Source organism: Pseudomonas sp. RA_105y_Pfl2_P56 (assembly GCF_963970845.1).
Lineage (GTDB): Bacteria > Pseudomonadota > Gammaproteobacteria > Pseudomonadales > Pseudomonadaceae > Aquipseudomonas > Aquipseudomonas baetica_A.
Map to the genome: position 1 here is coordinate 43,589 of NZ_CAXAPL010000015.1, position 25,887 is coordinate 69,475.

Genomic DNA, 25,887 nt, shown 5'->3' on the forward strand with positions numbered 1-25,887 from the left:
TTGAAATAGAAGGCTTTCAGCCGAGTTCAGCGAACGGGTCTGTCAGACGATCCGCACCGAATGCCGCGCATTGTAGCCGCATGATTCAGGACTGACGACTAAGTGTTTCTGTGTGCAGAACGTCTGATCAGGCCAATGACCGGCAACAACCCGACCAGAACCAGGGTCAACGCCGGTAATGACGCCCTCGCCCACTCCCCTTCACTGGTCATCTCGAAGATCCGCACAGCCAGCGTATCCCAGCCAAACGGGCGCATCAGCAGGGTAGCGGGCATTTCCTTGAGCACATCGACGAACACCAGCAACGCCGCGCTCAGCGTCCCGGGCAACAACAACGGCAGATACACTTTGAAAAACAGTCGTGGCCCACTGACACCCAGGCTACGTGCCGCTTCGGGCAAAGAGGGCCGTATACGCGCCAGGCTGTTTTCCAACGGGCCATAGGCCACAGCGATAAACCGCACCAGATACGCCATCAGCAACGCTGCCAGACTGCCGAGCAACAACGGTTTGCCTGCGCCACCGAGCCAGCCGGAGAGCGGAATCACCATTTCCCGGTCCAGATAACTGAACGCCAACATGATCGATACCGCCAGCACCGACCCCGGCAAGGCGTAACCGAGGTTGGCCAGACTCACCCCGGAACGAATCGCCCGAGTGGGTGCCAGACGCCGGGCGAAGGCCAGCAGCAACGCAACGCTGACGGTCATCAACGCCGCCATCCCCCCCAGGTACAGGGTGTGAATGATCAGTCCGACGTAGCGCTCATCCAGATCGAAGCGTCCGCGCTGCCAGAACCAGACGATCAGTTGCAACAGCGGAATGACGAACGCGCAGGCGAAAACCAGTCCACACCAACTCATTGCCGCGAACGCCTTCAACCCACGCAAGTGATACAACGCCTTGACCCGCGGCCGCTCGTTGCCCGCCCGGTTGGCCCCTCGCGCGCGGCGCTCGCCATACAGCACCAGCATCACCACCAACAACAACAGGCTGGCCAGTTGCGCAGCGCTCGACAGGCTGAAGAAGCCGTACCAGGTTTTGTAAATGGCGGTGGTGAAGGTGTCGAAGTTGAACACCGACACCGCGCCAAAATCGGCGAGGGTTTCCATCAGCGCCAGTGCCACGCCGGCACCGATGGCCGGACGCGCCATCGGCAACGCCACGCGCCAGAACGCTTGCCACGGTGATTGGCCAAGCACCCGCGCCGCTTCCATCAGCCCTTTGCCCTGCGCGAGGAACGCAGTGCGCGCCAACAGGTAAACGTAGGGATAGAAAACCAGCACCAGCACCACAATCACCCCGCCGGTGGAACGCACCCGCGGCAGTCGCAGGCCCGAACCGAACCACTCGCGCAGCAGGGTTTGCACGGGGCCGGCGAAATCAAGCAGGCCGACAAAGACAAACGCCAGCACGTAGGCCGGGATGGCGAACGGCAACATCAGCGCCCAGTCCAGCCAGCGTCGCCCTGGGAATTCGCACAGGCTGGTGAGCCAGGCGAGGCTGACGCCGAGCAGCGTCACCCCGACACCGACGCCCAGCACCAGCGTCAGGGTGTTGCCCAGCAGGCGCGGCATCTGGGTTTGCCACAGGTGCGACCAGATCTGCTGGTCGATGCTCTGCCATGAGAGCAGCAACACGCTCAGGGGCAACAGCACCAGCGCAGCAATGGCGAAGACGATGGGATACCAGCGGCGTTGGACGGGGTGGGCCACTTTTGGCTCTCTGAGGGGCTAAATGATTGTGCCCACGCTCTGCGTGGGCACACATCTTATGAGGTTCCGCGTCAGGGTTTCAGCAAATCGACGCGCAGCGTCGGGGGCTGCGTTCCACCCGGAGCGTGGGAACGATCAACGGTGAGCAAGCAGCAGACTCAGTTCCAGCCGGCACGATCCATCAACCGAATCGCTTCAGCCTGGCGCTTGCCTGCCACTTCCACCGGCAAGGTGTCAGCCACGAACTTGCCCCAGGCTGCCACTTCTTCGGACGGCGCCACCGCCGGGTTGGCCGGGAACTCCTGGTTCACGTCGGCAAAGATCTTCTGAGCCTCAGGGGTGGTCATCCACTCGACCAGCGCCTTGGCCGCCTCAGGGTGCGGCGCATGCTGGGTCAGACCGATGCCCGACAGGTTGACGTGTACGCCGCGATCGGCCTGATTCGGCCAGAACAGTTTTACCGCCAGATCCGGCTTCTGCTTGTGCAGACGGCCGTAGTAGTAAGTGTTGACGATGCCAGCATCGCATTGCCCGGCGTTGATCGCTTCGAGCACCGCGACGTCGTCGGAGAAGACGTCGGTGGACAGGTTGTTGACCCAGCCCTTGAGGATTTCTTCGGTCTTCGCTGCGCCATGGACTTCGATCATGGTGGCGGTCAGCGACTGGTTATAGACCTTCTTCGCGGTGCGCAGGCACAGGCGGCCTTCCCAGTTTTTGTCGGCCAGCGCTTCGTAGGTGGTCAGTTCGCCCGGTTTCACCCGTTTGGTGGAATAGGCGATGGTCCGCGCACGCAGGCTCAGGCCGGTCCAGGCATGGGTGGACGAGCGGTATTGGGCGGGAATGTTGGCATCGATGGCTTTGGAAGTGAACGGCTGGAGAATGCCCATTTGCTCGGCCTGCCAGAGGTTGCCGGCATCGACGGTCAGCAACAGGTCGGCGGTGGCGTTTTCGCCTTCGGCCTTGATGCGCTGCATCAGCGGCGCTTCCTTGTCGGTGATGAACTTGATCTTCACCCCGGTCTTGGCGGTGTAGGCATCGAATACCGGTTTGATCAGTTCATCGATACGCGAGGAGTAAACCACTACCTCGTCGGCGGCCTGGGCGGTGGCGGTGCCGATCAGGGTCAAGGCCAGTGCGGTCAGAAGACGCTTGGGTGCCAACATGGGAGTGATCTCTCGGTCGGAAAAGGTGGGCCAAATGATAAGGACTCACATTTAGGTTCTCAATCGAACACTTTCCCAAGGAGTTACCAGATGTTGCGCAGCCTGTAACTTGTGCTGTCGGTTCTGCCCCCTTCGCGAGCAAGCTCGCGAAGGGGGCAGTAGCCTCAATGAAAATCTCAGGGCTTGGCGAGGGCCGGAAGATCACCGGTCAGGCCGAGGGCCTCACGTACAAACAGCGCCTTGGCCTCCGGCATCTGTTCAACCAGCTTCAACCCGGCATTGCGCAACCAGCGCACCGGCAACGGATCGGCCTGGAACAACCGTTCAAAGCCTTCCATCGCCGCCATCAGCGCCAGATTGTGTGGCATGCGCCGACGCTCGTAACGGCTCAGCACTTTCACATCGGCCAGACGCTCGCCGCGCTCCGCCGCTTGCAACAGGACTTCAGCCAGCACCGCCGCATCAAGAAAGCCCAGGTTCACGCCTTGCCCGGCCAACGGGTGAATGGTGTGTGCGGCATCGCCGATCAGCGCCAGGCCTTCGGCCACATAACGCTTGGCGTGACGCTGACGCAGCGGCACGCACAAGCGTGGATCAGCACTGATCACGTCGCCAAGTCGACCTTCAAAGGCGCGTTCCAGCTCGCGGCAGAAATCTGTCTGATCCAACGCCATCAGACGCTCGGCCTCACTTGGCGTGGTCGACCACACGATCGAGCACCAATCCTGCTGCCCGTCACGCTCCAGCGGCAGAAACGCCAGCGGCCCGTGATCGGTAAAGCGCTGCCATGCGGTCATCTGATGCGGTTGGCTGCTGCGCACGCTGGTGACGATGGCGTGATGCAGGTAATCCCACTCGCGAGTGGCCACGCCTGTCAGGCGGCGCACCGCCGAGTTGGCACCATCGGCCGCGATCACCAACGGCGCGCGCAATTGACGGCCATCGGCCAGGGTCAGCAACCAATCGTCACCCGAGCGGCGCATCTGCTCCAGTCGGGCGTTGGCCAACATGCCCAGGTCGCAGTCATGCAAGCGGTCGAGCAAGGCATCCTGCACTACGCGGTTTTCGACGATATGGCCAAGCACATCGGCATGCACGCTGCTCGCCGAAAAATGGATCTGCCCGGTGCCGCTGCCGTCCCAGACATGCATGTCGGTGTAAGGGCTGCTGCGTCGTTTGGCGATGCCGTCCCACACGCCAAGGCGTTCGAGAATTCGCTGGCTGGCGGCCGATAGCGCACTCACCCGCGGTTCAAATGCCGCGTCGGCATCGAAGGGTTTGACGCTCAGCGGGCTGCCGTCGAGCAGCAGGACTTCCAGCCCGCTGTCCTGCAACGCCAGCGCCAAAGCGCTGCCGACCATTCCGGCTCCGACAATCAGCAGATCTGCGCGCATTTCCATGCTTTAAGCCTGTCTCGCTTGCGGCTTGAGCCGCACGTAAAGGGTTTTACCGACCACGCCAGTTGGCGGCGCGATCCTGAAAGTGAAAGTGCCGGCCAGCCGCTCAAGCATCCGGACGCGTTCCCAAACCCATGGCCTGACGGGCAAACCAGCGCTTGGCCGGGGGCAGCAGATCAAGGCCGAGCAAACCGATGTTGCGGCCTAACGACACCAAAGGCTGGGAACTGCCGAACAAACGCGTGACCTGATCGGAGAAACCCACCGTCAGGTCTTGATCCAGACGCTGGCGCTCGCGGTACGCCTGTAACGTGGCGAAGTCGCCCAGCGGTTTGTCACTGCCGAGCAAGGCGCAAGCCAGGGCATCGGCATCACGCAATGACAGGTTGAAGCCTTGCCCGGCAATGGGATGCAGGCTGTGCGCAGCGTTGCCAAGCACGGCCAGATGCGAGCGCACCTGCTCTTCGGCCTCCACCAGCGACAGCGGATACAAATGTCGTGCACCGACCTGCTTCAAGGTGCCGAGGCGATAGCCGAACACGCCCTGCAACTCACTGAGGAAGTCGCGCTCGCTCAGGTCGGCCAGCCGTTGCGCATCCATGCCCAGACGAGTCCAGACCAGTGCGCAGCGGTTTTCCGGCAGCGGCAGCAGTGCCATAGGGCCTTCGTCGGTGAAGCGCTCGAAGGCCATGCCGTTGTGCGCTTCGCTCGGAGTGATGTTGGCGATCAGCGCGCTCTGGTTGTACGGACGCTTGCGCACGTTGATACCCAATTGCTCGCGCAGGCCCGAGCGACCGCCATCGGCCAACACCGCGAGGTCGCATTCAAGGGTGGTTTCATCGTTGAGGGTCAGGCGATAGCCGTCGGGCAGCGGCTCCATCCGCGTGACTTCAGCCGAGCAGCGCCAACTGATCACTTCTTTATCTATGTGCTGCCACAGGCACTGGCCGAGCCAGGCGTTTTCCACCACGTACCCGAGCGCTGGCACGCCCTCTTCCATCGCCGACAAACGCGCGGTGGAGAAACGCCCACGGTCAGACACATGAATCTGTTTGATCGGCTCGGCGCGGCGGGAGATTTCCTGCCAAACGCCCAGCCGTTGATAAATCTGTCTTGAGCCGAAGGACAGCGCCGACGAGCGCGCGTCATAGCTTGGCTGCCAACTGTCGCCGGGGGCGAACGGCTCGATCAGGACAATTTTCCAGCCGCGGGCCTTGGCTCCGGCCTGCAGGGCCAATGCCAGACTGGCACCGACCAGGCCGCCACCGATGATTGCCAGATTGACTCGACTCATGCTGCGTGTGTCCGTGCTTGCGCCATCAGCGCTTCGATGTCGGCGACGGTTTTCGGTACGCCGCGGGTCAGGATTTCACAGCCACTCTTGCTCACTACCACGTCGTCCTCGATGCGTACGCCAATGCCACGCCATTTCTTCGCTACGTTCTGATTGTCCGGGGCGATGTAGATGCCCGGCTCCACGGTCAGCGCCATGCCGACTTCCAGCACGCGCCATTCACCGCCGACCTTGTACTCGCCAACGTCGTGCACATCCATGCCCAGCCAGTGGCCGGCGCGGTGCATGTAAAAGGCTTTATAGGCTTGGCTGGCGATCAACTCGTCAACCTCGCCCTGCAGCAAGCCCAGTTTCACCAGACCTGTAGTGATCACCCGAACCGTGGCTTCGTGTGCCTGATTCCAGTGCTTGTTCGGGGCGATTTCGGCGAAGGCGGCTTCCTGGGAGGCCAGCACCAGTTCGTAAATCGCTTTCTGCTCGGGCGAAAACTTGCCGTTGACCGGCCAGGTGCGGGTGATGTCGCTGGCATAGCAGTCGATCTCGCAACCGGCGTCGATCAGCACCAGATCGCCATCCTTGAGCAACGCGTCATTCTGCTGGTAATGCAGGATGCAGCTGTTGCGTCCGGCGGCGACGATCGAACCGTAGGCCGGCATCTTCGCCCCGCCCTTGCGAAATTCGTAATCCAGTTCGGCTTCGAGGCTGTACTCGTAGAGCCCGGCGCGGCTGGCCTGCATCGCGCGAATGTGCGCCTGGGCCGAGATTCGTGCCGCTTCGCGCATCACCTTCACTTCTGCCGCCGATTTATACAGGCGCATGTCGTGCAGCAGATGATCCAAAGCAACGAATTCGTTCGGCGGCTGGGCGCCGAGGTGCGCCTTGGAGCGGATCACGTTGATCCAGTCCATCAGGTGCCGATCGAATTCAGGGTTGCTGCCCATCGCCGAATACACCCGGTCGCGGCCTTCGATCAGGCCCGGCAGGATGTCGTCGATGTCGGTGATCGGGAAAGCGTCGTCGGCACCGAAGTCGCGGATCGCGCCTTCCTGACCGGCGCGCAAGCCGTCCCACAATTCGCGTTCGGCGTTGCGCTCACGGCAGAACAGCAGGTATTCGCCATGCTCGCGGCCGGGCATCAGGACGATCACGGCCTGAGGTTCGGGAAACCCGCTGAGGTATTGGAAATCGCTGTCCTGACGGTAGACGTGCTCGACGTCGCGGTTGCGGATGGCAACTGCGGCGGCGGGCAGGATCGCGATGCTGTTGGGTTCCATCTGCGCCATCAGGGCCTTGCGGCGACGGCTGTATTCAGCTTTCGGGATATGGGTCATGGGCAGATGGTTTTCCCTGGATCGCGATTAATGCAGCGACGGCTTGGCGGCTGGCGGCACATCGGCTTTCTTGGTTTCCGAGAACAGCAGCAGCGGCGCGACGCGCAGATACTCCATGACTTCCATGTAGTCGGTCTCGCCGTCTTCGGATTCTTCCAGGGCATCTTGCACCTGGGAAATCGCTGCCAGATCCTGCAGCACTTCGGTGGCTTCAGTGCTGAGCATGCTGCTGTCGCGGCAGTTGAGGCCGAAACCGCTGAGGAAACCCTGGCACCATTGGCCCAGTGCAGCAGCGCGGTCAGCGAGTGGGGCATCGTCGGTTGGCAGCAGCAGAACGACCGTCACGTCGTCGCCGGTCAACTCACCCTTGACCATCTCTTGCAGGCCGATCAGGGCGTTGCGGACGTTGTCCTGGGGCTCGCTTTCCAGCAGTTCGGCGGCATCGATCAGCCACTCTTCGGCATTGAAGCCGGCACCGGCGCAACTGCGTCCGAGCAGCAGGCCATGCAGTTCGGCAGGCGAGACGTTGTGGCCGCTGGCAGTCAGCAGGGTGGCAAAAGCTTGGTACGGGGAATTGGCAATGGTCATGGGCAGCTAGGCGCCAGACGGCGCTATGTCTAGAATGAAGGCCTTGTATCCTACATCGACAGACTCGCCAAGACTATTAAAGGCTGTCCGGCTGTCACCTCCCGTCAGACACGAACTCAGTGAACCCCAATGGAAGACACCGACCTGCAAGCGCTGATGGCCAGACTCGAAAGACTGATTACCCGAGTCGAGCAACTAAAGAGTCAAAATACACTCTTACTTGCTCAGGAAAAGACCTGGCGCGAGGAACGCGCTCACCTCATTGAAAAAAACGAAATCGCCCGGCGTAAGGTCGAATCGATGATTTCGCGCCTCAAGGCCCTGGAGCAAGACTCATGAGTTCAAGCAATAGCGTTACCGTGCAGATCCTCGACAAAGAGTATTCGATCATCTGCCCGCAGGAAGAACGCAGCAATCTGGTCAGTGCCGCACGCTACCTGGACGGCAAAATGCGCGAGATCCGCAGCAGCGGCAAAGTCATCGGTGCCGACCGCATTGCCGTGATGGCTGCGCTGAACATCACCCACGATCTCTTGCACAAAGAAGAGCGCCCGGATATTCAGGCCAGCGGCTCGACCCGTGAACAGGTACGCGACTTGCTCGATCGTGTCGATCTGGTGCTGGCCGAAGATCCGGACGTCAGCAAAGGCTGATTCGCCAGGCCGCTTGAGGTATACTCGCCGCACTCCCTGGGGTGCTTGCCAGTTGACGATGTCCCTGAGCCGATTCGCACTACCCTGGAAGTTGCACGTTGGGCTGGTGTGCATGTCCGCCAGACGGAAAGCCTTAAAGTCTACTGCATCTTCCACCTTGAACTTTCGGGTTCAAGGGCTAAGTTGACAGCGGTTCATCCGGGGAGCCTGATTCGAATCCGATGTCGGTGAATGCCGACATCGGATTTTTTATGCGTACGTTTTCGTCCAACCTGCCGAAGCCGAACCATGACCGAACCCGCGCTACTGCCCCGCCCGCAACTCCGCCGCCTGCTGCGCAAGGCACGCCGTTCACTGACACCGGGCGAACAACGCCAGGCCGCCAAGGGGCTGTTCCGGCAACTGGCGCAAGACCCGCATTTTCGCCGGGCAAAACACATTTCCCTGTACCTGCCCACCGACGGTGAAATCGACCCACGCATGCTGCTACGTGAAGCGCAGCGCCGGGGCAAGGCTACCTACCTGCCGGTGCTCAGCGCCTGGCCACGCACCAAAATGGTTTTCCAGCGCATCCGTCCCGGCGAAAAACTCAAACCCAATCGCTTCCGCATTCTCGAGCCGCGCGCCAATCTGGCTCGCCAGCGCAAGATCTGGACACTGGATCTGGTGTTATTGCCGCTGGTGGGATTCGACGACGTCGGTGGTCGACTGGGAATGGGCGGCGGCTTCTATGATCGCAGCCTCGCGTATCTGGCGCGGCGCAAGAACTGGCGCAAGCCGACGCTGCTGGGGCTTGCCCATGAATGTCAGAAAGTCGAACGATTGGCGCAGGCGAGCTGGGATGTACCGTTGCAAGGCACGGTCACCGATAAGGCGTGGTATTTCGCGCGATAGACGCCGCGCAGATCAGCGGCGTCGAAAAGACAGTTCAGCGTTTGAACGCGGTCGACTGTTGAACCTGTTGCGCGACTTCGATTGGTGCGTCGGTCTTGTTGGTCCACAGGCTCTGCGCGTAACCGGTGGTCACGACGCCCAAGCCAAACAAAATAACCAAAGTCCATAGCAAATCCGGTTTGCGTTTCATCGATTGCCCCCCTCAAGGCACCTCATCACGATGACAGCAGCGGTTTCCGTTCGTAGGCCGTGCAGCAGCGTCAAGCTTTAAAGGCCGGCATTTTGCGGCAACGTGAACCTGTGCGCAAACGCTGACGTCAACCGACCGTCGGTTTGTCATAAAATTGCCCGACAACTTGCCCACCCATTCCGCCAGGAGAAAAACACATGGCCTATTGGCTGATGAAATCCGAGCCCGACGAACTCTCAATCAAAGGCCTGGAGACACTCGGCAAAGCGCGCTGGGACGGGGTGCGCAACTATCAGGCGCGCAACTTCCTGCGGGCGATGGCGGTGGGCGATGAGTTCTTTTTCTACCATTCCAGTTGCCCTGAGCCGGGCATTGCCGGGATTGGCAAAATCATTCAAGCGGCCTACCCCGATCCGACGGCTCTGGAGCCGCAGAGTCATTACTTCGACGCGAAGGCCACACCAGAGAAAAACGCCTGGAGCGCGATTGATGTCGCCCATGTCGAAACATTTGCCCGGGTCTTGAAGCTGGACTACCTCAAGCAGCAGACCGCGCTGGCCGAAATGCCACTCGTGCAAAAAGGCAGTCGCCTTTCAGTCATGCCCGTCACAGCCCAGCAATGGGCAGCGGTACTCGGATTACGCTGATAACTCTTCGGTCACCGTTTTTTACCTGCAAAAAGGGCTAGGCTTGGCGCTCATTTGATTGACATCAAGCGACGCCGTCGCTTGAACCGTCAGACTGGACGCAATAGCCGCAGGATGCCCTCATGCCAACGCACAGCCGATCTTCACTCATATACGCCGGGGCTCTCCTGGTTCTGCTGGCGGGAGCGGGTGGCTTCGGTTACTGGCTTTCGGTAAGCAACCGCATGCCCGAAGGCCTTTCGCTGGGCAATGGACGACTGGAAGCCACCGAGGTGCAGATCGCCAGCAAGACGCCCGGCCGCCTGGCCGAGGTGCTGGTCGATGAAGGCGACAAGGTCAGCAAAGGGCAACTGCTCGCCCGCATGGACACCCGCACCCTCGAGGCCGAGCGCAACCAGGCCGAAGCCGAAGTCTTGCGCGCCCGGGAAAACCTCAACGCCGCGCAGGCCAATGTGCAATTGCGCCAGAGTGAGTTGCTGCTGGCCCAGCAAGAGATTGGCCGATCCCAATCGCTGTTCAAGCACGGTTACGTCAGCGCCCAGGTCATCGATCAGTTGCAATCACGCATCGGCACCGGAAACGCCGCCGTCAACGCAGCCCGGGCCCAAGTGTCTGCGGTGGGGGCGGCGATCGGGGCGGCGCAGGCGCAAGTGGCGCAACTGACCAGTGAGATCGATGACAGCAGCTTGCGCGCGCCCATCGACGGAGTGATCCAGTTGCGCATGGCCGAGCCCGGCGAGGTGCTGGGGGCTGGCGGTCGGGTGTTGTTGTTGATCGACCCTAACGACCAATACATGAATCTTTACCTGTCAGCCTCCGTGGCTGGGCGCCTGGCGGTGGGCGATGAAGCGCGAGTCCTGCTCGATGCCCTGCCAGACAAGCCGTTGCCCGCGACAATCAGCTTCGTTGCCGCCAAATCGCAGTTCACCCCAAAAGAGGTCGAGACCCGCGACGAGCGGCAAAAACTGGTGTTCCGCGTCAAGCTGCAACTGGTGCAACCCAGCGCCGTGCCGCAGGCCAAACCCGGCATGCCCGGTGCCGGCTATGTGCGCACCGCGCCAATTGCCTGGCCGGCCAATTTGCAATGAGCAACTGCGCGGTTCAGGCGACCGGTATCGTCCACCGCTACGGTAAACAGCAGGCGTTGAGCGACATTGCCTTCAGCCTGCCGGTCGGCACCCGTTGCGGGCTGATCGGCCCTGATGGCGCGGGCAAATCCAGTCTGCTGGGACTGATCGCCGGCGTGAAAGCCCTGCAACAAGGCCAACTGGACGTCCTGGGCGGCCCGATTCAGGATCGCCACCATCGCAACACGCTCTATGCCCGCATCGCCTTCATGCCTCAGGGGCTGGGCGGCAACTTGTATCCCGAACTGTCGATCACCGAGAACATTCAGTTCTTTGCCACACTCTTTGGCCTGTCGAATGCCGAAAGCGAGCAACGCATGCACAACCTGCTGCTCGCCACGGATCTGCTGAAGTTCGCCGATCGCCCGGCCGGCAAGTTGTCCGGCGGCATGAAGCAGAAGCTGGGGCTGTGCTGCGCGCTGATTCATGAACCGGATCTGCTGATCCTCGATGAACCGACCACCGGCGTCGATCCACTCTCGCGCCGGCGCTTTTGGGAGCTGATCGACGATGTGCGACGCCAGCGCCCGCAATTGACCCTGCTGGTGGCCACGGCCTACATGGAAGAAGCCGAACAGTTCGAACAGTGCCTGATGCTCGATGGCGGCAAGTTGATCGCCACCGGGCTGAGCCATGAACTGGCAGCCGTGACCCCGAGTGGCAAACTCGATGACGCCTTTACGCATTTTCAGGGTGACAGCGATCACGATGCTCAGCCGCTGGTGATTGCGCCCCGCGCCGAGGGCAACACCGACATCGCCATCGAAGCCCATGACCTGACCCTGCGTTTCGGCGACTTCACGGCAGTGGATCACGTCAGCTTCGCCATCGGTCGCGGCGAGATTTTCGGCTTTCTCGGCTCCAACGGCTGCGGCAAGACCACCACCATGAAAGTCCTGACCGGGCTGATGCCGGCCAGCGAAGGCAGCGCGACGTTGCTGGGCAACCCGGTGAACGCCAAGGATCTGGGCACGCGCAAGCGGGTCGGGTTCATGTCCCAGAGCTTTTCGCTGTACGGCGAACTCAGTGTGCGGCAGAACCTCGACCTGCACGCCCGGTTGTTCGACTTGCCCAAAACCGAGAGTGCGCAGCGCATTGACGGGCTGATCCAGCGCTTCAATCTGCTCGACGTCGCTGACCAGCCGTCCGGCGCGTTGCCTCTGGGGCTGCGGCAACGCCTTTCGCTGGCGGTGGCGGTGTTGCATCGCCCGGAAGTGCTGATCCTCGATGAGCCGACCTCAGGCGTCGACCCCGCGGCACGCGACGACTTCTGGCGGTTGCTGATCGAGTTGTCCCGCGATCAAGGCGTGACGATTTTCCTGTCGACCCACTTCATGAACGAAGCCCAGCGCTGCGACCGCATCTCACTGATGCACGCGGGCAAAGTATTGGCTTGCGACACGCCGGCCGCGCTGCAACGTCAGTTCGCCGGCGACACGCTGGAAGCGGCCTTCGTGACCTGCCTGGAACAGGCCCAGGGCAAGGCCGAATCGCACCCCGCAGCCGAACCGCCAATGGCGCCAGCGGCCGCGACTGAGCCGGTCAAGCAGCAAGGTTTGAGCCTCGGTCGCTTGTTGGCGGTGGCCCGTCGCGAAGGCAAGGAATTGCTGCGCGACAAGGTACGCATGGTGTTTGCGCTGGCGGGGGCGATTTTCATGATGGTGATTTTCGGCTACGGGATCTCCCTGGACGTCGAAAACCTCGCGTTCGCCGTTTATGACCAGGATCAAACGCCGCAGAGCCGGGCTTATCTGGAAGCCTTTCGCGGCTCGCGCTACTTCGAGGAACAGCCAACCATTCACGACGCCCAAGCGCTGCATCGACGATTGCAACGCTCGGAAATCAAACTGGCGCTTGAGATCCCGCCCGGCTTCGGCCGTGACCTCTACGCCGGGCGCCAGCCCGAAGTGGCAGCGTGGCTGGATGGCGGCATGCCGTTTCGCGCCGAAACCAGCCGCAACTACGTCGAAGCCGTGCATCTGGCCAATCTTCAACAACTGGCCGAACAGAGCAGTCCGGCGTTAAGCCGCCCGCCGGCCGCCAGCCTGCAAACCCGCTTTCGCTATAACCAGGATGTGGTCAGCGTCAATGCCATCGGCCCCGGGGTCATGGCGCTGATCCTGGCGTTCATTCCGGCCATGCTGACCGCGCTGGGTATCGTGCGTGAGAAAGAGCTGGGGTCGATCACCAACTTCTACGCCACGCCCCTGACCCGTCTGGAATTTCTGTTGGGCAAACAGGCACCGTATCTGCTGATCAGTCTGGTCAACCTCGCCGTGCTGGTGGCGATGAACCGCTGGCTGTTCGGCGTGCCGTTCAAGGGCAGCCTGCTGACCCTGGCGTTCGGTGGTTTGCTGTACGTGTTGGCGACCACCAGCATGGGCCTGCTGATCTCGGCCTTCACTCGCACGCAAATCGCCGCGATCCTCGGCACCATGATCATCACCAGCCTGCCGACCATCCAGTTTTCCGGGCTGATCGTGCCGCGCTCTTCGCTCGAAGGGGCGGCGGCGGTCATGGGCATGCTGTTTCCGGCCGGCCATTTCCTCGACATCGCGGTGGGCACGTTTACCAAAGCGCTGAATCTGCGCCAGCTCTGGCCGCAATGCCTGGCCTTGTTCGGATTCTTTGTCGGGTTCACCGGGCTGAGCCTGGTCATGCTGAAGAAGCAGGAGGTTTGATGCACAAGTTTGCGCACATCCTGCGCCTGGGGCTCAAAGAGCTGACCAGTCTGCGCCACGACAGCGTGTTGCTGCTGTTCCTGTTCTACGCCTTCACCGTGGCGATCTACATGCCCGCCGCCGGCTCGGTGATCGGCGTACACAACGCCAGCGTGGCCATCGTCGACGAAGACCACAGCGCCCTTTCGCGCCAACTGGCTCAGGCGTTGCAACCGCCGGAGTTCCAGACACCGGAGCTGCTGCCCTATGCGCAACTGGACCCGGTCATGGACAGCGGCCAGTACACGTTCGTCATCAACATCCCGGCGCGCTTTCAGACCGATCTGCTCGCCGGACGCCAACCGGCCATTCAAGTCAATGTCGACGCCACGGCCATGAGCCAGGCGTTCATGGGCGCCGGCTACATCAGCCGGATATTCCAGCGTGAACTGCAGGCCTATGGCGGGCAGAGCGAGGCCGCGGCCAAAGCCCCGGTGAAACTGGTCAGTCGCGCCCTGTTCAACACCAATCTTGAGGGTGGCTGGTTTCTGGCGGTGATCCAGATCGTCAACAACATCACCATTCTGGCCATCATCCTGACCGGCACGGCACTGCTGCGCGAACGCGAACACGGCACCCTCGACCACTTGCTGGTGCTGCCGCTGACGGCGATGGAAATCATGCTGGCGAAAATATGGAGCAACCTGCTGGTGGTGGTGCTGTGCACCTGGCTGTCGCTGGAGGTGGTCGTCAAAGGGGCACTGGGCGTGCCTTTGTCGGGCTCGATGAGCCTGTTTTTGCTGGTGACTGCGGTTTATCTGTTTGCCAGTACCGCGCTGGGCATCTTCCTGGCAACGCTGGCGCGCTCGACGCCACAGTTCGGCCTGTTGGCCATTCCGGTGATTATCCCGATGTTGCTGCTGTCGGGCGGCAGCACGCCGCTGGACAGCATGCCGCAGTGGTTGCAGTGGGTCATGCAGGGGTCGCCCTCCACGCATTTTGTCAGCCTCAGCGCCGCGATACTGTTTCGCGACGCCGGGCTGAGCGTGGTCTCGCCGGACTTACTGGCGCTGACGGCCATCGGCCTGCTGTTCTTCGTCATTGCCCTGCTGCGATTCCGCAAGAGCCTGGCGTCTTGAACAGCGGCGAGGCGATGGTTTACTGAATGATCAGGTTGTTGAACAACAGATCCTCAACCACCGGTTTACCGGTCTCGTCATTCATCACTTGCTGAGTCTGCTTCAGCGCTTCCTGACGCAGTTTTTCCTTGCCATCGATGCTGCCCATCGCCTCGGTGGTTTGCTGGGCGAACAGCGCCACCAGTTGATTGCGGATCAGCGGCTCGTTGGCCTTGACCAGCTTGGTCGCCTCTTCGCCCGTTACGCGCAGCGCCACATCGGCCTTGTAGACCTTCAGTTTCGGCGTGCCGTCCAACCCGTAGTTGCCCACGAACGGCGGGCTCAGGGTGATGTAGTTGACCTTCGGCGCCTCACCTTCTTTGGCTTCTTCGGCCAGCGCTGCCACAGGCAGAGACAGGGCCAGCAACAACATGATCCACGCTTTCACAATTCGCTCCTTATCCGGTTTGCGGCCTAGCATAACGGCCCGCCGCGCAAGCACAAGCTTATGGCTGACTATCAGGGCCGGGTATGCTCGTTGACCCGTTGACTGACACACCTACACTTATCGGCCATCACTCCCAAAGGAATAGCCCTGATGAAAGCCGTGCTGTGCAAAGCCTTCGGCCCTGCCGAGTCGCTGGTGCTGGAAGACGTCGCCAGTCCTGTCGCCAAGAAGAACGAAATCCTGCTGGACGTGCACGCCGCCGGGGTCAACTTCCCGGACACGCTGATCATTGAGGGCAAATATCAATTCAAGCCGCCCTTCCCGTTCTCCCCGGGCAGTGAAGCGGCCGGCGTGGTCAGCGCCGTCGGTGAAAAGGTCAGCCATCTGAAGGTGGGCGACCGGGTCATGGCCCTGACCGGCTGGGGCAGTTTCGCCGAGCAAGTGGCGGTGCCGGGCTACAACGTGCTGCCGATTCCGCCGTCGATGGACTTCAACACTGCCGCCGCGTTCAGCATGACCTACGGCACCTCGATGCACGCGCTCAAGCAACGCGCCAACCTGCAACCGGGCGAAACCCTGCTGGTGCTCGGTGCATCCGGCGGTGTCGGTCTGGCTGCCGTGGAAATCGGCAAAGCCATGGGCGCCCGCGTCATCGCCGCCGCCAGCAGCGCGGAAAAACTCGCGGTGGCCAAGGCAGCCGGCGCCGATGAACTGATCAACTACAGCGAAACCAGCCTCAAGGACGAAATCAAACGCCTCACCGACGGCCAAGGCGCTGACGTGATCTATGACCCGGTCGGCGGCAATCTCTTTGATCAAGCCGTGCGCGCCATCGCCTGGAACGGCCGCCTCTTGGTCGTCGGCTTCGCCAGCGGCCGCATTCCCGAACTGCCAGTCAACCTCGCCCTGCTCAAGGGCGCAGCGGTGGTCGGCGTGTTCTGGGGCTCCTTCGCCCAGCGCCAGCCGCAAGACAACGCAGCGAACTTCCAGCAGTTGTTCGGCTGGTTTGCCGAAGGCAAGTTAAAACCGTTGGTGTCGCAGGTGTATCCGCTGAGCAATGCGGCGCAGGCGATCAATGATCTTGGCCAGCGAAAAGCGGTGGGCAAGGTGGTGGTGCAGGTGCGCTAAACGCTGTTGCGCAGACGTCAGCCGCCGGACGCGCCTTGGAGGTCGCCCGGCAGCAGATGCTCCTGAATTTTCTGACTTTGCGACTGGATCAGACGCCCCTTGTCATCGAAGCTCAGCACGATAAGCCAGTCGTAGACGTTATCCGGCCACTTTGGCCGGCCAGTGAGTGCCGGGCCATCGCCGCCGAACTCCGCGATCAGCTTATTGATGTGACCGTGATGCCAGGCGATCAACAGCGTATGCGCCTGATTGCTCTTGCGCAGCGTTTTGACCAGTTGCTCAAAGTCGCCATTGTCGTAAGGCTGCTCGATGGGCAACTGCAGGCGCTCGGCCAGCGGGGTCAGGGTCAAGCGCGAGCGGGCACTCTCAGCGGTATCGCCGGCCGCGATCAGGCGCTGGGGCGTAAGTATTTCGCCCGCCAGTTTCAACGGGGTGAAATAGTCGGCATAGGCAACCGCGCGTTGCTCGCCTCGAGCATTGAGTTGTCTGCCCACATCAGGCTTTTCGGCGTGGCGAACGATCAGCACGGTGACGTTGCGCAATCCCGGCGCAACCGGGTACTGCGCGAAACTCAGCGCCAGCACCGAAACAGTGAGCGCTATCGCGACTAACAATCGGGGCACCAACCTGCGAATTTTCAGGGCCATCATTCAACTCTGCTGAAGCAGTGGGGGTTACTGACGGCGAGTCTAAGACACAACGTATTGGACGCGACAAAAACGCCCTGTTTTTACAGCTGAGCGACAGGTTCGTAAAAGAACATGCGACTTCCAACATTTTCCGCTGTTTTGCCAATGCGAACCGGTGCTATTTTCGGTAACGAAACTGTAACATTCGCATCCGCAGTCAAAACAAGAAATCTGGAGCTCTTGAATGTTTGCTTTCTTTCGTCCTGCCGCACATCAGGCTCCATTGCCTGAAGAAAAAATAGACAGCACCTACCGACGCCTGCGCTGGCAGATTTTCGCCGGTATTTTCATCGGCTACGCGGGTTATTACCTGCTGCGCAAAAACTTCTCCCTGGCCATGCCGTACCTGATCGACGAAGGCTACAGCCGTGGCGATCTGGGTCTGGCGATGTCGGCGATTGCCATTGCGTATGGCTTGTCGAAGTTCCTCATGGGCCTGGTGTCCGACCGTTCCAACCCGCGCTTCTTCCTGCCGTTCGGCTTGCTGGTGTCGGCGGGGGTGATGTTCGTTTTCGGTTTCGCGCCTTGGGCGACGTCCAGCGTGACCATGATGTTCATTCTTCTGTTCATCAACGGCTGGGCCCAGGGCATGGGCTGGCCGCCGAGCGGACGCACCATGGTGCACTGGTGGTCGCAGAAGGAACGCGGCGGCGTGGTCTCGGTGTGGAACGTGGCGCACAACGTCGGCGGTGGCCTGATCGGCCCGCTGTTCCTGATCGGCATGGGCCTGTTCAACGACTGGCACGCAGCGTTCTATGTACCGGCAGCGGTAGCGCTGGGCGTGGCGGTGTTTGCCTTCATTACCATGCGCGACACCCCGCAATCGGTCGGCCTGCCGCCGATCGAGAAGTACAAGAACGATTACCCGGAAGGCTACGATTCCAGCCACGAAGACGAATTCAGCGCCAAGGAAATTTTCGTCAAATACGTGCTGCGCAACAAAATGCTCTGGTACATCGCCATGGCCAACGTCTTCGTCTACCTGCTGCGCTACGGCGTACTCGACTGGGCACCGACCTACCTCAAGGAAGCCAAGGGTTTCACCGTGGATAAAACCTCGTGGGCCTATTTTTTCTACGAGTGGGCCGGTATTCCGGGCACGCTGCTGTGCGGCTGGATGTCGGACAAGATCTTCCGTGGCAACCGCGGCCTGACCGGCATGGTGTTCATGGCGATGGTGACTGTCGCGACGCTGGTTTACTGGCTCAACCCGGCCGGCAACCCGACCGTCGACATGATCGCCCTGTTCTCGATCGGCTTCCTGATCTACGGCCCGGTGATGCTGATCGGCTTACAGGCGCTGGAACTGGCGCCGAAGAAAGCTGCCGGTACCGCTGCGGGCTTCACCGGTCTGTTCGGTTATCTGGGGGGGTCGGTCGCGGCCAGTGCCGCGATGGGCTACACCGTGGACCACTTCGGCTGGGACGGCGGTTTCGTCCTGCTGGTCGGCGCTTGCCTGTTGGCGATGGCCTTCCTGGCCCCAACGCTCTGGCACAAGCAAGTCGCCAGTCAGAGCCGCGAAGCCATCGCCTGATCGGCTTTTAATCGACAGCGCTTGAGCCGCGCCTCCAGATTCCGGTCTGGCATGGCGTGGCTGCGCAGGGCGTGGGCGGTCTGCTCGACATAATCGCGAGTCGTGCCGTAACGTCCGCAAGCGCTTTCAAACACCTGGCTCAGCACATGATCCGGCAAGTTGCCGGCATAGCTGGGCAGGTGTCGCTCCAGAACAAATCCCAACGCCTGAACCTGGCTGCCATCTTCGAGCCGGCAGTTGAGCCAGTGTGGCCGATAAGACGGGAACGGCATCTCGCGTTTCCACAGCGCATACAGCGCCGCGTCGAGATTGTCTTCCGGCAGCCGATAGGCGAAGCCGCTGCACGAGCCGCCACGATCCAGACCAAAGACCAATCCGGGCATTTCCGGCGTACCCCGGTGTTCGTGCGACCACAGGTACAAGCCACGATGGTAGCCATGCACACGCCCGCGCACGCGCTCCACCGCTGTGCATTCCGGCCGCCAGATCAACGATCCGTAGGCGAACAGCCACACCGGCCCACCCTTGTGGCGCGCCATGGTCGATTGCATGGAGGCGAGAAGTTGTTCGTGCGTCAGCGGCGGCCCAAGATCGAGCCGCGGAGGGTAAGCCAGGTTCAGAAAAGCGTTTTCAATGGCGCTCATGGCGAATAGCGTTCAGCTCCCCGCGGGTGATGAATTACTTAATAGAACGCACCGCTGAAACAATAAGGCACATATGTTTAAAGGCAATTTAAGTGCCATGGCACGGTTCTTAATTAATTGCCTGGTGGATATATAACCTACCGGTATTTATGTAATTGCATAAATACCGATCAGCTATATAGCGAGTTATAACGACTCAGGCACGTGGGGCGTAGGCAAACACATCAGCGCGCATCTGATGGGCATCCATCCCCGCCTCGACCAAAGCGTCGAGCGTGCCGTAGACCATGGCAGGTGAGCCGCTGGCGTAGACGTGCAGAGGCTTGAGATCCGGAAAGTCTTCACAGACCGCCTCGTGCAGCATCCCGCAGCGCCCTTCCCAGCCGCATTGGTCGCTGACGACTTTGTGCAGAAACAGATTGGGCAGCTTCAGCCATTCGTCCCAATGTTCGATGTCATAAAAATCTTCCGGACGGCGCACGCCCCAGTACAGATGCACGGGATGCTTGAAGCCATTGGCGCGGCAATGTTCGATCAAGCTGTGAATCTGGCCCATGCCGGTACCGGCGGCGATCAACACCAGCGGCCCGTCGGGCAGTTCGGCGAGGTGGGTGTCGCCCATTGGCAGCTCGACGCGCACCATCGCGTTGCGTTGCAGTTGCTCGATCAGGCTCAACGCACTGGCTTCGCGCGCCAGTACGTGGATTTCCAGATCACGTCCGCCGTGCGGTGCCGAGGCCATGGAGAACGCCGATTTTTCGCCGTTCTCGCGCTCGATCATCAAATATTGTCCGGCGTGATAGCGCGGCGGTTTACCGGCCGGCGCGCGCAGGCGCACACGCCAGGTGTCGCCACCGACGTCCCGGCATTCGATGACCTGACACGACAGGCTGCGCACCGGCAACTCTCCCAGCGCGAGCACGCCATCCCACAACAGGACGCAGTCTTCCAGCGGCTCGGCTATGCAAGTGTAGAACTCGCCATGATCGTGCACCTTGCCGGCCTGTTCGACACGGCCTTCCACCAGCAGCGCCGCACACACGTGGCAATTACCATTGCGGCAGCTTTGCGGGCAGTCGTAGCCCAGGCGCCGCGCTCCATCGAGAATCCGCTCACCGGGCTGTATCTCAAGCACCGCTCCGGAGGGCTGCAGGGTTACACGCATCAATCTATTCCTAACTGATTCCAGATGGCATCGATCCGCTGAGTGACGGCGTCGTCCTTGACGATCACGCGGCCCCACTCACGAGTGGTTTCGCCCGGCCACTTGTGGGTGGCATCCAGGCCCATTTTTGAACCCAGGCCGGAGACCGGCGAGGCGAAGTCCAGGTAGTCGATCGGCGTGTTATCGATCATCACCGTGTCGCGCTTGGGGTCCATGCGCGTGGTGATGGCCCAGATCACGTCGTTCCAGTCCCGGGCGTTGATATCGTCGTCGGTGACGATAACGAACTTGGTGTACATGAACTGTCGCAAAAACGACCAGACACCGAGCATCACGCGCTTGGCATGCCCCGGATACGACTTCTTCATCGTCACCACGGCCATGCGGTACGAACAGCCTTCGGGCGGCAGGTAGAAGTCGGTGATCTCCGGGAACTGCTTCTGCAGGATCGGCACGAACACTTCATTCAGCGCCACGCCGAGAATGGCCGGCTCATCCGGCGGACGGCCGGTGTAGGTGCTGTGGTAGATCGGCTTGATCCGGTGGGTGATGCGCTCAACGGTGAACACCGGGAAGCTGTCGACTTCGTTGTAGTAGCCGGTATGGTCGCCGTACGGACCTTCGTCGGCCATCTCGCCGGGATGGATCACGCCTTCAAGGATGATCTCGGCACTGGCCGGCACTTGCAGGTCGTTGCCGCGGCACTTCACCAACTCAGTGCGGTTGCCACGCAGCAGACCGGCGAAAGCGTATTCGGAGAGGCTGTCCGGCACGGGGGTCACGGCGCCGAGAATGGTCGCCGGATCAGCGCCAAGGGCCACGGACACCGGGAACGGCTGGCCCGGGTGTTTCTCGCACCATTCGCGGTAATCCAGCGCGCCGCCACGGTGGCTGAGCCAACGCATGATGACCTTGTTGCGGCCGATCACTTGTTGGCGGTAGATGCCGAGGTTCTGGCGGTCCTTGTTCGGGCCTTTGGTGACGGTCAGGCCCCAGGTGATCAGCGGGCCGACATCGCCGGGCCAGCAGGTTTGCACGGGCAGCATGGCCAGGTCGACGTCGTCGCCTTCGATGACCACTTCCTGGCACACCGCGTCTTTGACGACTTTCGGCGCCATCGAGATGATCTTGCGGAAGATCGGCAGTTTCGACCATGCGTCTTTCAAGCCCTTCGGTGGCTCCGGCTCCTTGAGGAACGCCAGCAGCTTGCCGATTTCGCGCAGCTCGCTGACCGACTCGGCGCCCATGCCCATCGCCACCCGCTCAGGGGTGCCGAACAGGTTGCCGAGCACCGGGATATCGTAGCCGGTGGGTTTCTCGAACAGCAGCGCCGGGCCCTTGGCCCGTAGCGTACGGTCGCACACCTCGGTCATTTCCAGCACCGGCGAGACGGGAATCTGGATGCGTTTCAACTCTCCGCGCTGCTCAAGCTGCTGCACGAAATCCCGAAGATCCTTGAATTTCATTGACGATGGCACCCTCAAAATAGGCGTACATCCTACCTGCTCTGACGGGCAAACAGCAGCCCGTCAGCGTCTGGCATCACTCAATTGTGGCTCGTACCCAGCAGCAATGGCGCAAACAGGGGACTCAGTCTGGCGCTGCCCACATCAGACAGGTGATCCTCATCCTTGTACTGGGAGTGGCCGTTGACCTCAATGCTGCAGATGCCGCTGGCGCACATCAGCGGCGTTGGATCGATCACATGCACCCCTGGGTCGGCGGCACTCATGGCGTTGAACAAGGCACCGATGAAATGCTGGCGCGCCAGATGCTCCTCCAGCGGACGACCAAGCCCCTCGGTCGAACGCCCAATCCGCGCCAGGCTGGTCAGTCGATTGATGCTGCCTTTGCGCTGCAGCGGCACTTCCTTGAACAACCAGACTTGCGCCCCCGCCTCTCGCAGCGCAGCCACGCGCGCCTTCAGCGCAGCGGCCATGCGTTGCTCGGCCTGGGCAGTATCGTCGTGTGAATTGAGCAGCACCTTCTTGTCACCGTCTTCGCGGCCGTACACATAAAGGCTCCAGTTGGAAGCCAGTACCACATCCTTGATGCCAAGGCTGCGCACCCGCTCCATGGTCTGTTCGTTGAAATCCTTGCAGCGCTGACGCGGGTCATCACTGAGAATCGGCGGACAGGCGCTCATGCTGTACAGCCATACCGGACGCCCCTCGCGACGGGCATTGCTCTCGATGGCCGGCAGCAAGGCGGCGGCATGGCTGTCACCCCAGAACAACTGAGTGGCCGGGACATTCGCCTTGCCACCCACCAGACAGGCCTTGTCCAGCGACTTGTCCTGGGTGACCAACATGCATTTCATCTGCCCTGCATGCCACTCACGGGACTGCGCGTACTCCAGCGCCTTACCGGTCAGGCGCTGAGGAACACCATCGGCCGAACGGATCGCCGATCCCGTTGCCACGAGCACAACGATGGCCGCAAGACCTCCCGCCAGCACCGCATTGCGAGAGACAAGCAGGCGTTTTTCCCGCAAAGGCAACTCGACATAGCGCAAACTCAGCCACGCAAGGCCCAGCGCCAAGGCTATCCAGGCAATCGCCTCCAATGGCTGAATGCCGTCGATCGAAATAGCGTTGGCGTAGACATACACCGGCCAGTGCCACAGATACAGGGAATAAGAGAGCAACCCGACCCAAACCAATGCTGGCAGGCTCAACAACCGTGCGGTCCAACTAGCCCCTTGCGCGCCCGACCAGATCAACGCCGTTGTGCCCAGCACCGGCAACAACGCCGCCCAGCCCGGGAAAACCGTGGCCTTGTCAAAGGTGAACACCGCGCCCAAAACCGCTGCCAGACCGGCGAGACCCACTGTCTGATACAGCCAGGGACGCACAGCATGTTTGGGCGCTGGCATCACCGCGAGCATCGCGCCGCACAACAACTCCCAAGCGCGAGTCGGCAGTGAAAAGAACGCGAAGTCCGGCTTTTGTTCGATGTAGGTGATGTTCAAGCCAAACGACACCAGCAGCACCGCGAACAACATCCAGCGCCAATGCCGGACATAACGGATCAGCGCAGCCATCAGCAGTGGAAAGAAGATGTAGTACTGCTCTTCCACCGCCAGCGACCAGGTATGCAGCAGCGGTTTGAGATCAGAGGCGGGCTGGAAGTAGCCGTCCTCACGCATGAACAGAATGTTGGAGATGAACAGAGACTGATAGCGCACCGTTCGGCCCAGCTCGGAGAAGTCCTTGGCCGTCAGCAACAACCAGCCCAGCGCCAGCGTCACCAGCATGACCACGGTCAGGGCAGGAATGATGCGGCGGGCACGGCGCGCCCAGAAATCGATGAAGCTGAAGCGCTGAGCGCTGATTTCGCGGAACAGGATAGTCGTGATCAGGAACCCGGAAATGACGAAAAACACATCAACACCGACAAAGCCGCCGCTGAATGTATTGAATCCGAAATGAAACAGTACGACGGGAATAACCGCCAGAGCCCGTAATCCGTCGATATCACGGCGATTGCCAAACGTATGCATGAAAGCCCTTTCTTTGTTTTGGATACAAACCCAGAAAGGGAGACCGTTATCAGCCGCGTAAAATTCAATCCCGTACACCGATAATCCAGCGCAAAAAAAAACGCCCCCTTCCGGGAGCGCTCTTTTTAAACAGCTTCGTCTTACTTGCGCTTCATCGACAAGAAGAACTCGTCGTTGGTCTTGGTCGTTTTCAGCTTGTCGATCAGGAACTCGATGGCAGCCACTTCGTCCATCGGGTGCAGCAGTTTGCGCAGGATCCACATACGCTGCAGTTCGTCGTCGGCGGTCAGCAACTCTTCGCGGCGGGTGCCGGAGCGGTTGATGTTGATCGCAGGGAACACGCGCTTTTCCGCAATCTTGCGATCCAGCGGCAGTTCCATGTTGCCGGTACCTTTGAACTCTTCGTAGATCACTTCGTCCATCTTCGAACCGGTTTCAACCAGTGCGGTGGCGATAATGGTCAGCGAGCCGCCTTCTTCGATGTTGCGCGCAGCACCGAAGAAACGCTTCGGTTTCTCCAGGGCGTGGGCGTCAACACCACCGGTCAGCACCTTGCCGGAGCTCGGGATCACGGTGTTGTAGGCGCGGGCCAGACGGGTGATGGAGTCGAGCAGGATCACCACGTCTTTCTTGTGCTCGACCAGGCGCTTGGCCTTCTCGATCACCATTTCGGCCACCTGGACGTGACGGGTCGGCGGCTCGTCGAAGGTCGAGGCAACCACTTCGCCGCGCACGGTGCGCTGCATTTCGGTCACTTCTTCCGGACGTTCGTCGATCAGCAATACGATCAGGTGAACTTCAGGGTTGTTACGGGCGATGTTCGCTGCGATGTTTTGCAGCATGATCGTCTTGCCGGCTTTCGGCGGTGCCACGATCAGACCACGCTGGCCTTTGCCGATCGGCGCACACAGGTCGATCACACGACCGGTCAGGTCTTCGGTGGAACCGTTACCGGCTTCCATCTTCATGCGCACGGTCGGGAACAGCGGGGTCAGGTTCTCGAAGAGAATCTTGTTTTTCGCGTTCTCTGGACGATCGAAGTTGATCGTGTCGACCTTGAGCAGGGCGAAATACCGCTCGCCTTCTTTCGGAGGGCGGATCTTGCCAACGATGGTGTCACCGGTGCGCAAGTTGAAGCGGCGGATCTGGCTCGGCGAGACGTAAATATCGTCTGGGCCGGCGAGATAGGAGGCGTCAGCGGAGCGCAGGAAGCCGAAGCCGTCCTGGAGAATCTCCAGCACGCCATCACCGGAGATTTCCTCGCCGCTTTTCGCGTGCTTTTTGAGCAGGGAGAAAATCACGTCCTGCTTGCGCGAACGGGCCATATTTTCTATGCCCATCTGTTCGGCCAATTCGAGCAGTTCGGTAATCGGCTTTTGCTTGAGTTCAGTCAGATTCATATAGGAATGACGTAATCATTTATGGAGGGGGGGGAAATTAAGCTTTTGGCTTAATGAGGCCGCGCCGCGGAGAAGGCGACAGGATCGCGTACTTATTCGAAAAGGAGTGCGTCGGCGACGGCTAGCAGGGGGCAGTGGAGAAACCATTGCGGGGCCGAATGTACCACCTGAGTTTCGGAGCGTCTAGCCCTGAATACGCAAAAAGCCCCGCAAAATGCGAGGCTTTTTTTGGCCTTTTACGGCGACGCTTAAATGTTGGCGTCGAGGAAAGCAGCCAGTTGCGACTTCGACAGGGCGCCGACTTTGGTCGCTTCAACGTTGCCGTTCTTGAACAGCATCAGCGTCGGGATACCACGCACGCCGTGCTTGGCCGGGGTTTCCTGGTTTTCGTCGATGTTCAGTTTGGCAACGGTCAGCTTGCCTTTGTAAGTCTCGGCAATCTCGTCCAGAACCGGAGCGATCATTTTGCATGGGCCGCACCATTCAGCCCAGTAGTCGACCAATACAGCGCCTTCGGCCTTGAGTACGTCGGCTTCGAAGCTAGCGTCGCTAACGTGTTTGATAAGATCGCTGCTCATGGAATTCTCCAGGTTGTAAGCA

Annotated in this window: 24 protein-coding genes and 1 other RNA gene; 10 read left to right on the plus strand and 15 right to left on the minus strand. The window is 60.8% G+C overall.

Annotated elements, in window-relative coordinates:
* Positions 1-98: 98 nt before the first annotated feature.
* The 6 genes from AACY11_RS12555 to AACY11_RS12580 form a co-directional block, all read right to left on the minus strand.
* Complete coding sequence (locus tag AACY11_RS12555) at positions 99-1,715, minus strand: ABC transporter permease (protein WP_339430431.1); 1,617 nt, start codon at positions 1,713-1,715, stop codon at positions 99-101.
* A 158-nt stretch (positions 1,716-1,873) separates the two neighbouring features.
* On the minus strand, positions 1,874-2,878 hold the full coding sequence (locus AACY11_RS12560; protein WP_339464658.1) for an extracellular solute-binding protein: 1,005 nt from the start codon (positions 2,876-2,878) through the stop codon (positions 1,874-1,876).
* Positions 2,879-3,054: 176 nt separating this feature from the next.
* On the minus strand, positions 3,055-4,272 hold the full coding sequence (locus AACY11_RS12565; RefSeq protein ID WP_339430501.1) for a 2-octaprenyl-3-methyl-6-methoxy-1,4-benzoquinol hydroxylase: 1,218 nt from the start codon (positions 4,270-4,272) through the stop codon (positions 3,055-3,057).
* 109 nt (positions 4,273-4,381) lie between these two features.
* Positions 4,382-5,569, minus strand: coding sequence for a 2-octaprenyl-6-methoxyphenyl hydroxylase (gene ubiH / locus AACY11_RS12570; RefSeq protein WP_339494908.1), 1,188 nt, complete (start codon positions 5,567-5,569; stop codon positions 4,382-4,384).
* Positions 5,566-6,900 (minus strand): Xaa-Pro aminopeptidase, encoded by a 1,335-nt coding sequence (pepP, locus tag AACY11_RS12575; RefSeq protein WP_339494909.1) that lies wholly within the window; start codon positions 6,898-6,900, stop codon positions 5,566-5,568. Before pepP ends, ubiH begins: the two co-directional genes overlap by 4 nt.
* Positions 6,901-6,927: 27 nt before the next feature.
* On the minus strand, positions 6,928-7,488 hold the full coding sequence (locus tag AACY11_RS12580; protein ID WP_221730787.1) for a YecA/YgfB family protein: 561 nt from the start codon (positions 7,486-7,488) through the stop codon (positions 6,928-6,930).
* Between the two features lie 129 nt (positions 7,489-7,617).
* Here AACY11_RS12580 and AACY11_RS12585 point away from each other — a divergent pair, with 129 nt between their 5' ends.
* The 4 genes from AACY11_RS12585 to AACY11_RS12600 all read left to right on the plus strand — a co-directional run bounded on the left by AACY11_RS12585 (position 7,618) and on the right by AACY11_RS12600 (position 9,035).
* Entirely contained in the window at positions 7,618-7,827 is a 210-nt protein-coding gene (locus AACY11_RS12585; RefSeq protein ID WP_221730788.1) for a TIGR02449 family protein, read from the plus strand.
* Positions 7,824-8,141: a cell division protein ZapA gene (locus AACY11_RS12590; RefSeq protein WP_339430435.1), complete on the plus strand. Its 318-nt coding sequence runs from the start codon at positions 7,824-7,826 to the stop codon at positions 8,139-8,141. The genes AACY11_RS12585 and AACY11_RS12590 overlap by 4 nt, the downstream gene beginning before the upstream one ends.
* A 30-nt stretch (positions 8,142-8,171) precedes the next feature.
* Positions 8,172-8,350, plus strand: a non-coding RNA gene (gene ssrS, locus AACY11_RS12595) — 6S RNA.
* A gap of 79 nt (positions 8,351-8,429) precedes the next feature.
* Positions 8,430-9,035 carry a 5-formyltetrahydrofolate cyclo-ligase gene (locus tag AACY11_RS12600; RefSeq protein WP_339430436.1) on the plus strand — a complete coding sequence of 202 codons (606 nt, stop codon included), beginning with the start codon at positions 8,430-8,432 and terminating at the stop codon, positions 9,033-9,035.
* Between the two features lie 34 nt (positions 9,036-9,069).
* Here the strand turns inward: AACY11_RS12600 and AACY11_RS12605 are convergent, their stop codons facing one another.
* Positions 9,070-9,225: a hypothetical protein gene (locus AACY11_RS12605; protein WP_339430437.1), complete on the minus strand. Its 156-nt coding sequence runs from the start codon at positions 9,223-9,225 to the stop codon at positions 9,070-9,072.
* A gap of 197 nt (positions 9,226-9,422) precedes the next feature.
* On the opposite strand from AACY11_RS12605, the gene AACY11_RS12610 reads away from it, so the two are divergent.
* The 4 genes from AACY11_RS12610 to AACY11_RS12625 all read left to right on the plus strand — a co-directional run bounded on the left by AACY11_RS12610 (position 9,423) and on the right by AACY11_RS12625 (position 14,798).
* The gene (locus tag AACY11_RS12610) at positions 9,423-9,872 is read left to right on the plus strand and encodes an EVE domain-containing protein (RefSeq protein WP_339430438.1); all 450 of its coding nucleotides are present in this window, start codon (positions 9,423-9,425) and stop codon (positions 9,870-9,872) included.
* Between the two features lie 122 nt (positions 9,873-9,994).
* Entirely contained in the window at positions 9,995-10,960 is a 966-nt protein-coding gene (locus tag AACY11_RS12615; protein WP_339494911.1) for an HlyD family secretion protein, read from the plus strand.
* On the plus strand, positions 10,957-13,680 hold the full coding sequence (gene rbbA / locus AACY11_RS12620) for a ribosome-associated ATPase/putative transporter RbbA (protein WP_339494912.1): 2,724 nt from the start codon (positions 10,957-10,959) through the stop codon (positions 13,678-13,680). Before AACY11_RS12615 ends, rbbA begins: the two co-directional genes overlap by 4 nt.
* Positions 13,680-14,798, plus strand: coding sequence for an ABC transporter permease (locus AACY11_RS12625; RefSeq protein WP_339494914.1), 1,119 nt, complete (start codon positions 13,680-13,682; stop codon positions 14,796-14,798). The genes rbbA and AACY11_RS12625 overlap by 1 nt, the downstream gene beginning before the upstream one ends.
* A 19-nt stretch (positions 14,799-14,817) precedes the next feature.
* Here AACY11_RS12625 and AACY11_RS12630 read toward each other — a convergent pair whose 3' ends face one another.
* Positions 14,818-15,225: a flagellar basal body-associated protein FliL gene (locus tag AACY11_RS12630; RefSeq protein WP_221730796.1), complete on the minus strand. Its 408-nt coding sequence runs from the start codon at positions 15,223-15,225 to the stop codon at positions 14,818-14,820.
* A gap of 150 nt (positions 15,226-15,375) precedes the next feature.
* On the opposite strand from AACY11_RS12630, the gene AACY11_RS12635 reads away from it, so the two are divergent.
* Positions 15,376-16,353, plus strand: a complete 978-nt coding sequence (locus AACY11_RS12635) for an NADPH:quinone oxidoreductase family protein (protein ID WP_339494915.1) — start codon at positions 15,376-15,378, stop codon at positions 16,351-16,353.
* 17 nt (positions 16,354-16,370) lie between these two features.
* Here the strand turns inward: AACY11_RS12635 and AACY11_RS12640 are convergent, their stop codons facing one another.
* Positions 16,371-17,000, minus strand: coding sequence for a flagellar basal body-associated protein FliL (locus AACY11_RS12640; RefSeq protein WP_339494930.1), 630 nt, complete (start codon positions 16,998-17,000; stop codon positions 16,371-16,373).
* Between the two features lie 226 nt (positions 17,001-17,226).
* Here AACY11_RS12640 and glpT point away from each other — a divergent pair, with 226 nt between their 5' ends.
* Entirely contained in the window at positions 17,227-18,576 is a 1,350-nt protein-coding gene (glpT, locus tag AACY11_RS12645; RefSeq protein ID WP_339430442.1) for a glycerol-3-phosphate transporter, read from the plus strand.
* On the opposite strand, the gene AACY11_RS12650 is transcribed toward glpT, so the two are convergent.
* The 6 genes from AACY11_RS12650 to trxA all read right to left on the minus strand — a co-directional run bounded on the left by AACY11_RS12650 (position 18,552) and on the right by trxA (position 25,865).
* The gene (locus AACY11_RS12650; protein WP_339430443.1) at positions 18,552-19,220 is read right to left on the minus strand and encodes a gamma-glutamylcyclotransferase; all 669 of its coding nucleotides are present in this window, start codon (positions 19,218-19,220) and stop codon (positions 18,552-18,554) included. The genes glpT and AACY11_RS12650 overlap by 25 nt on opposite strands.
* A gap of 196 nt (positions 19,221-19,416) precedes the next feature.
* The gene (locus AACY11_RS12655) at positions 19,417-20,385 is read right to left on the minus strand and encodes a CDP-6-deoxy-delta-3,4-glucoseen reductase (RefSeq protein WP_339430444.1); all 969 of its coding nucleotides are present in this window, start codon (positions 20,383-20,385) and stop codon (positions 19,417-19,419) included.
* On the minus strand, positions 20,385-21,851 hold the full coding sequence (gene ubiD / locus AACY11_RS12660) for a 4-hydroxy-3-polyprenylbenzoate decarboxylase (RefSeq protein ID WP_339430445.1): 1,467 nt from the start codon (positions 21,849-21,851) through the stop codon (positions 20,385-20,387). The genes AACY11_RS12655 and ubiD overlap by 1 nt, the downstream gene beginning before the upstream one ends.
* 80 nt (positions 21,852-21,931) lie before the next feature.
* The gene (locus tag AACY11_RS12665) at positions 21,932-23,887 is read right to left on the minus strand and encodes an acyltransferase family protein (RefSeq protein ID WP_339494916.1); all 1,956 of its coding nucleotides are present in this window, start codon (positions 23,885-23,887) and stop codon (positions 21,932-21,934) included.
* A gap of 140 nt (positions 23,888-24,027) precedes the next feature.
* Complete coding sequence (gene rho / locus AACY11_RS12670; protein ID WP_042561678.1) at positions 24,028-25,287, minus strand: transcription termination factor Rho; 1,260 nt, start codon at positions 25,285-25,287, stop codon at positions 24,028-24,030.
* 248 nt (positions 25,288-25,535) lie between these two features.
* Entirely contained in the window at positions 25,536-25,865 is a 330-nt protein-coding gene (trxA, locus tag AACY11_RS12675; protein WP_003206727.1) for a thioredoxin TrxA, read from the minus strand.
* Positions 25,866-25,887 lie beyond the last annotated feature (22 nt).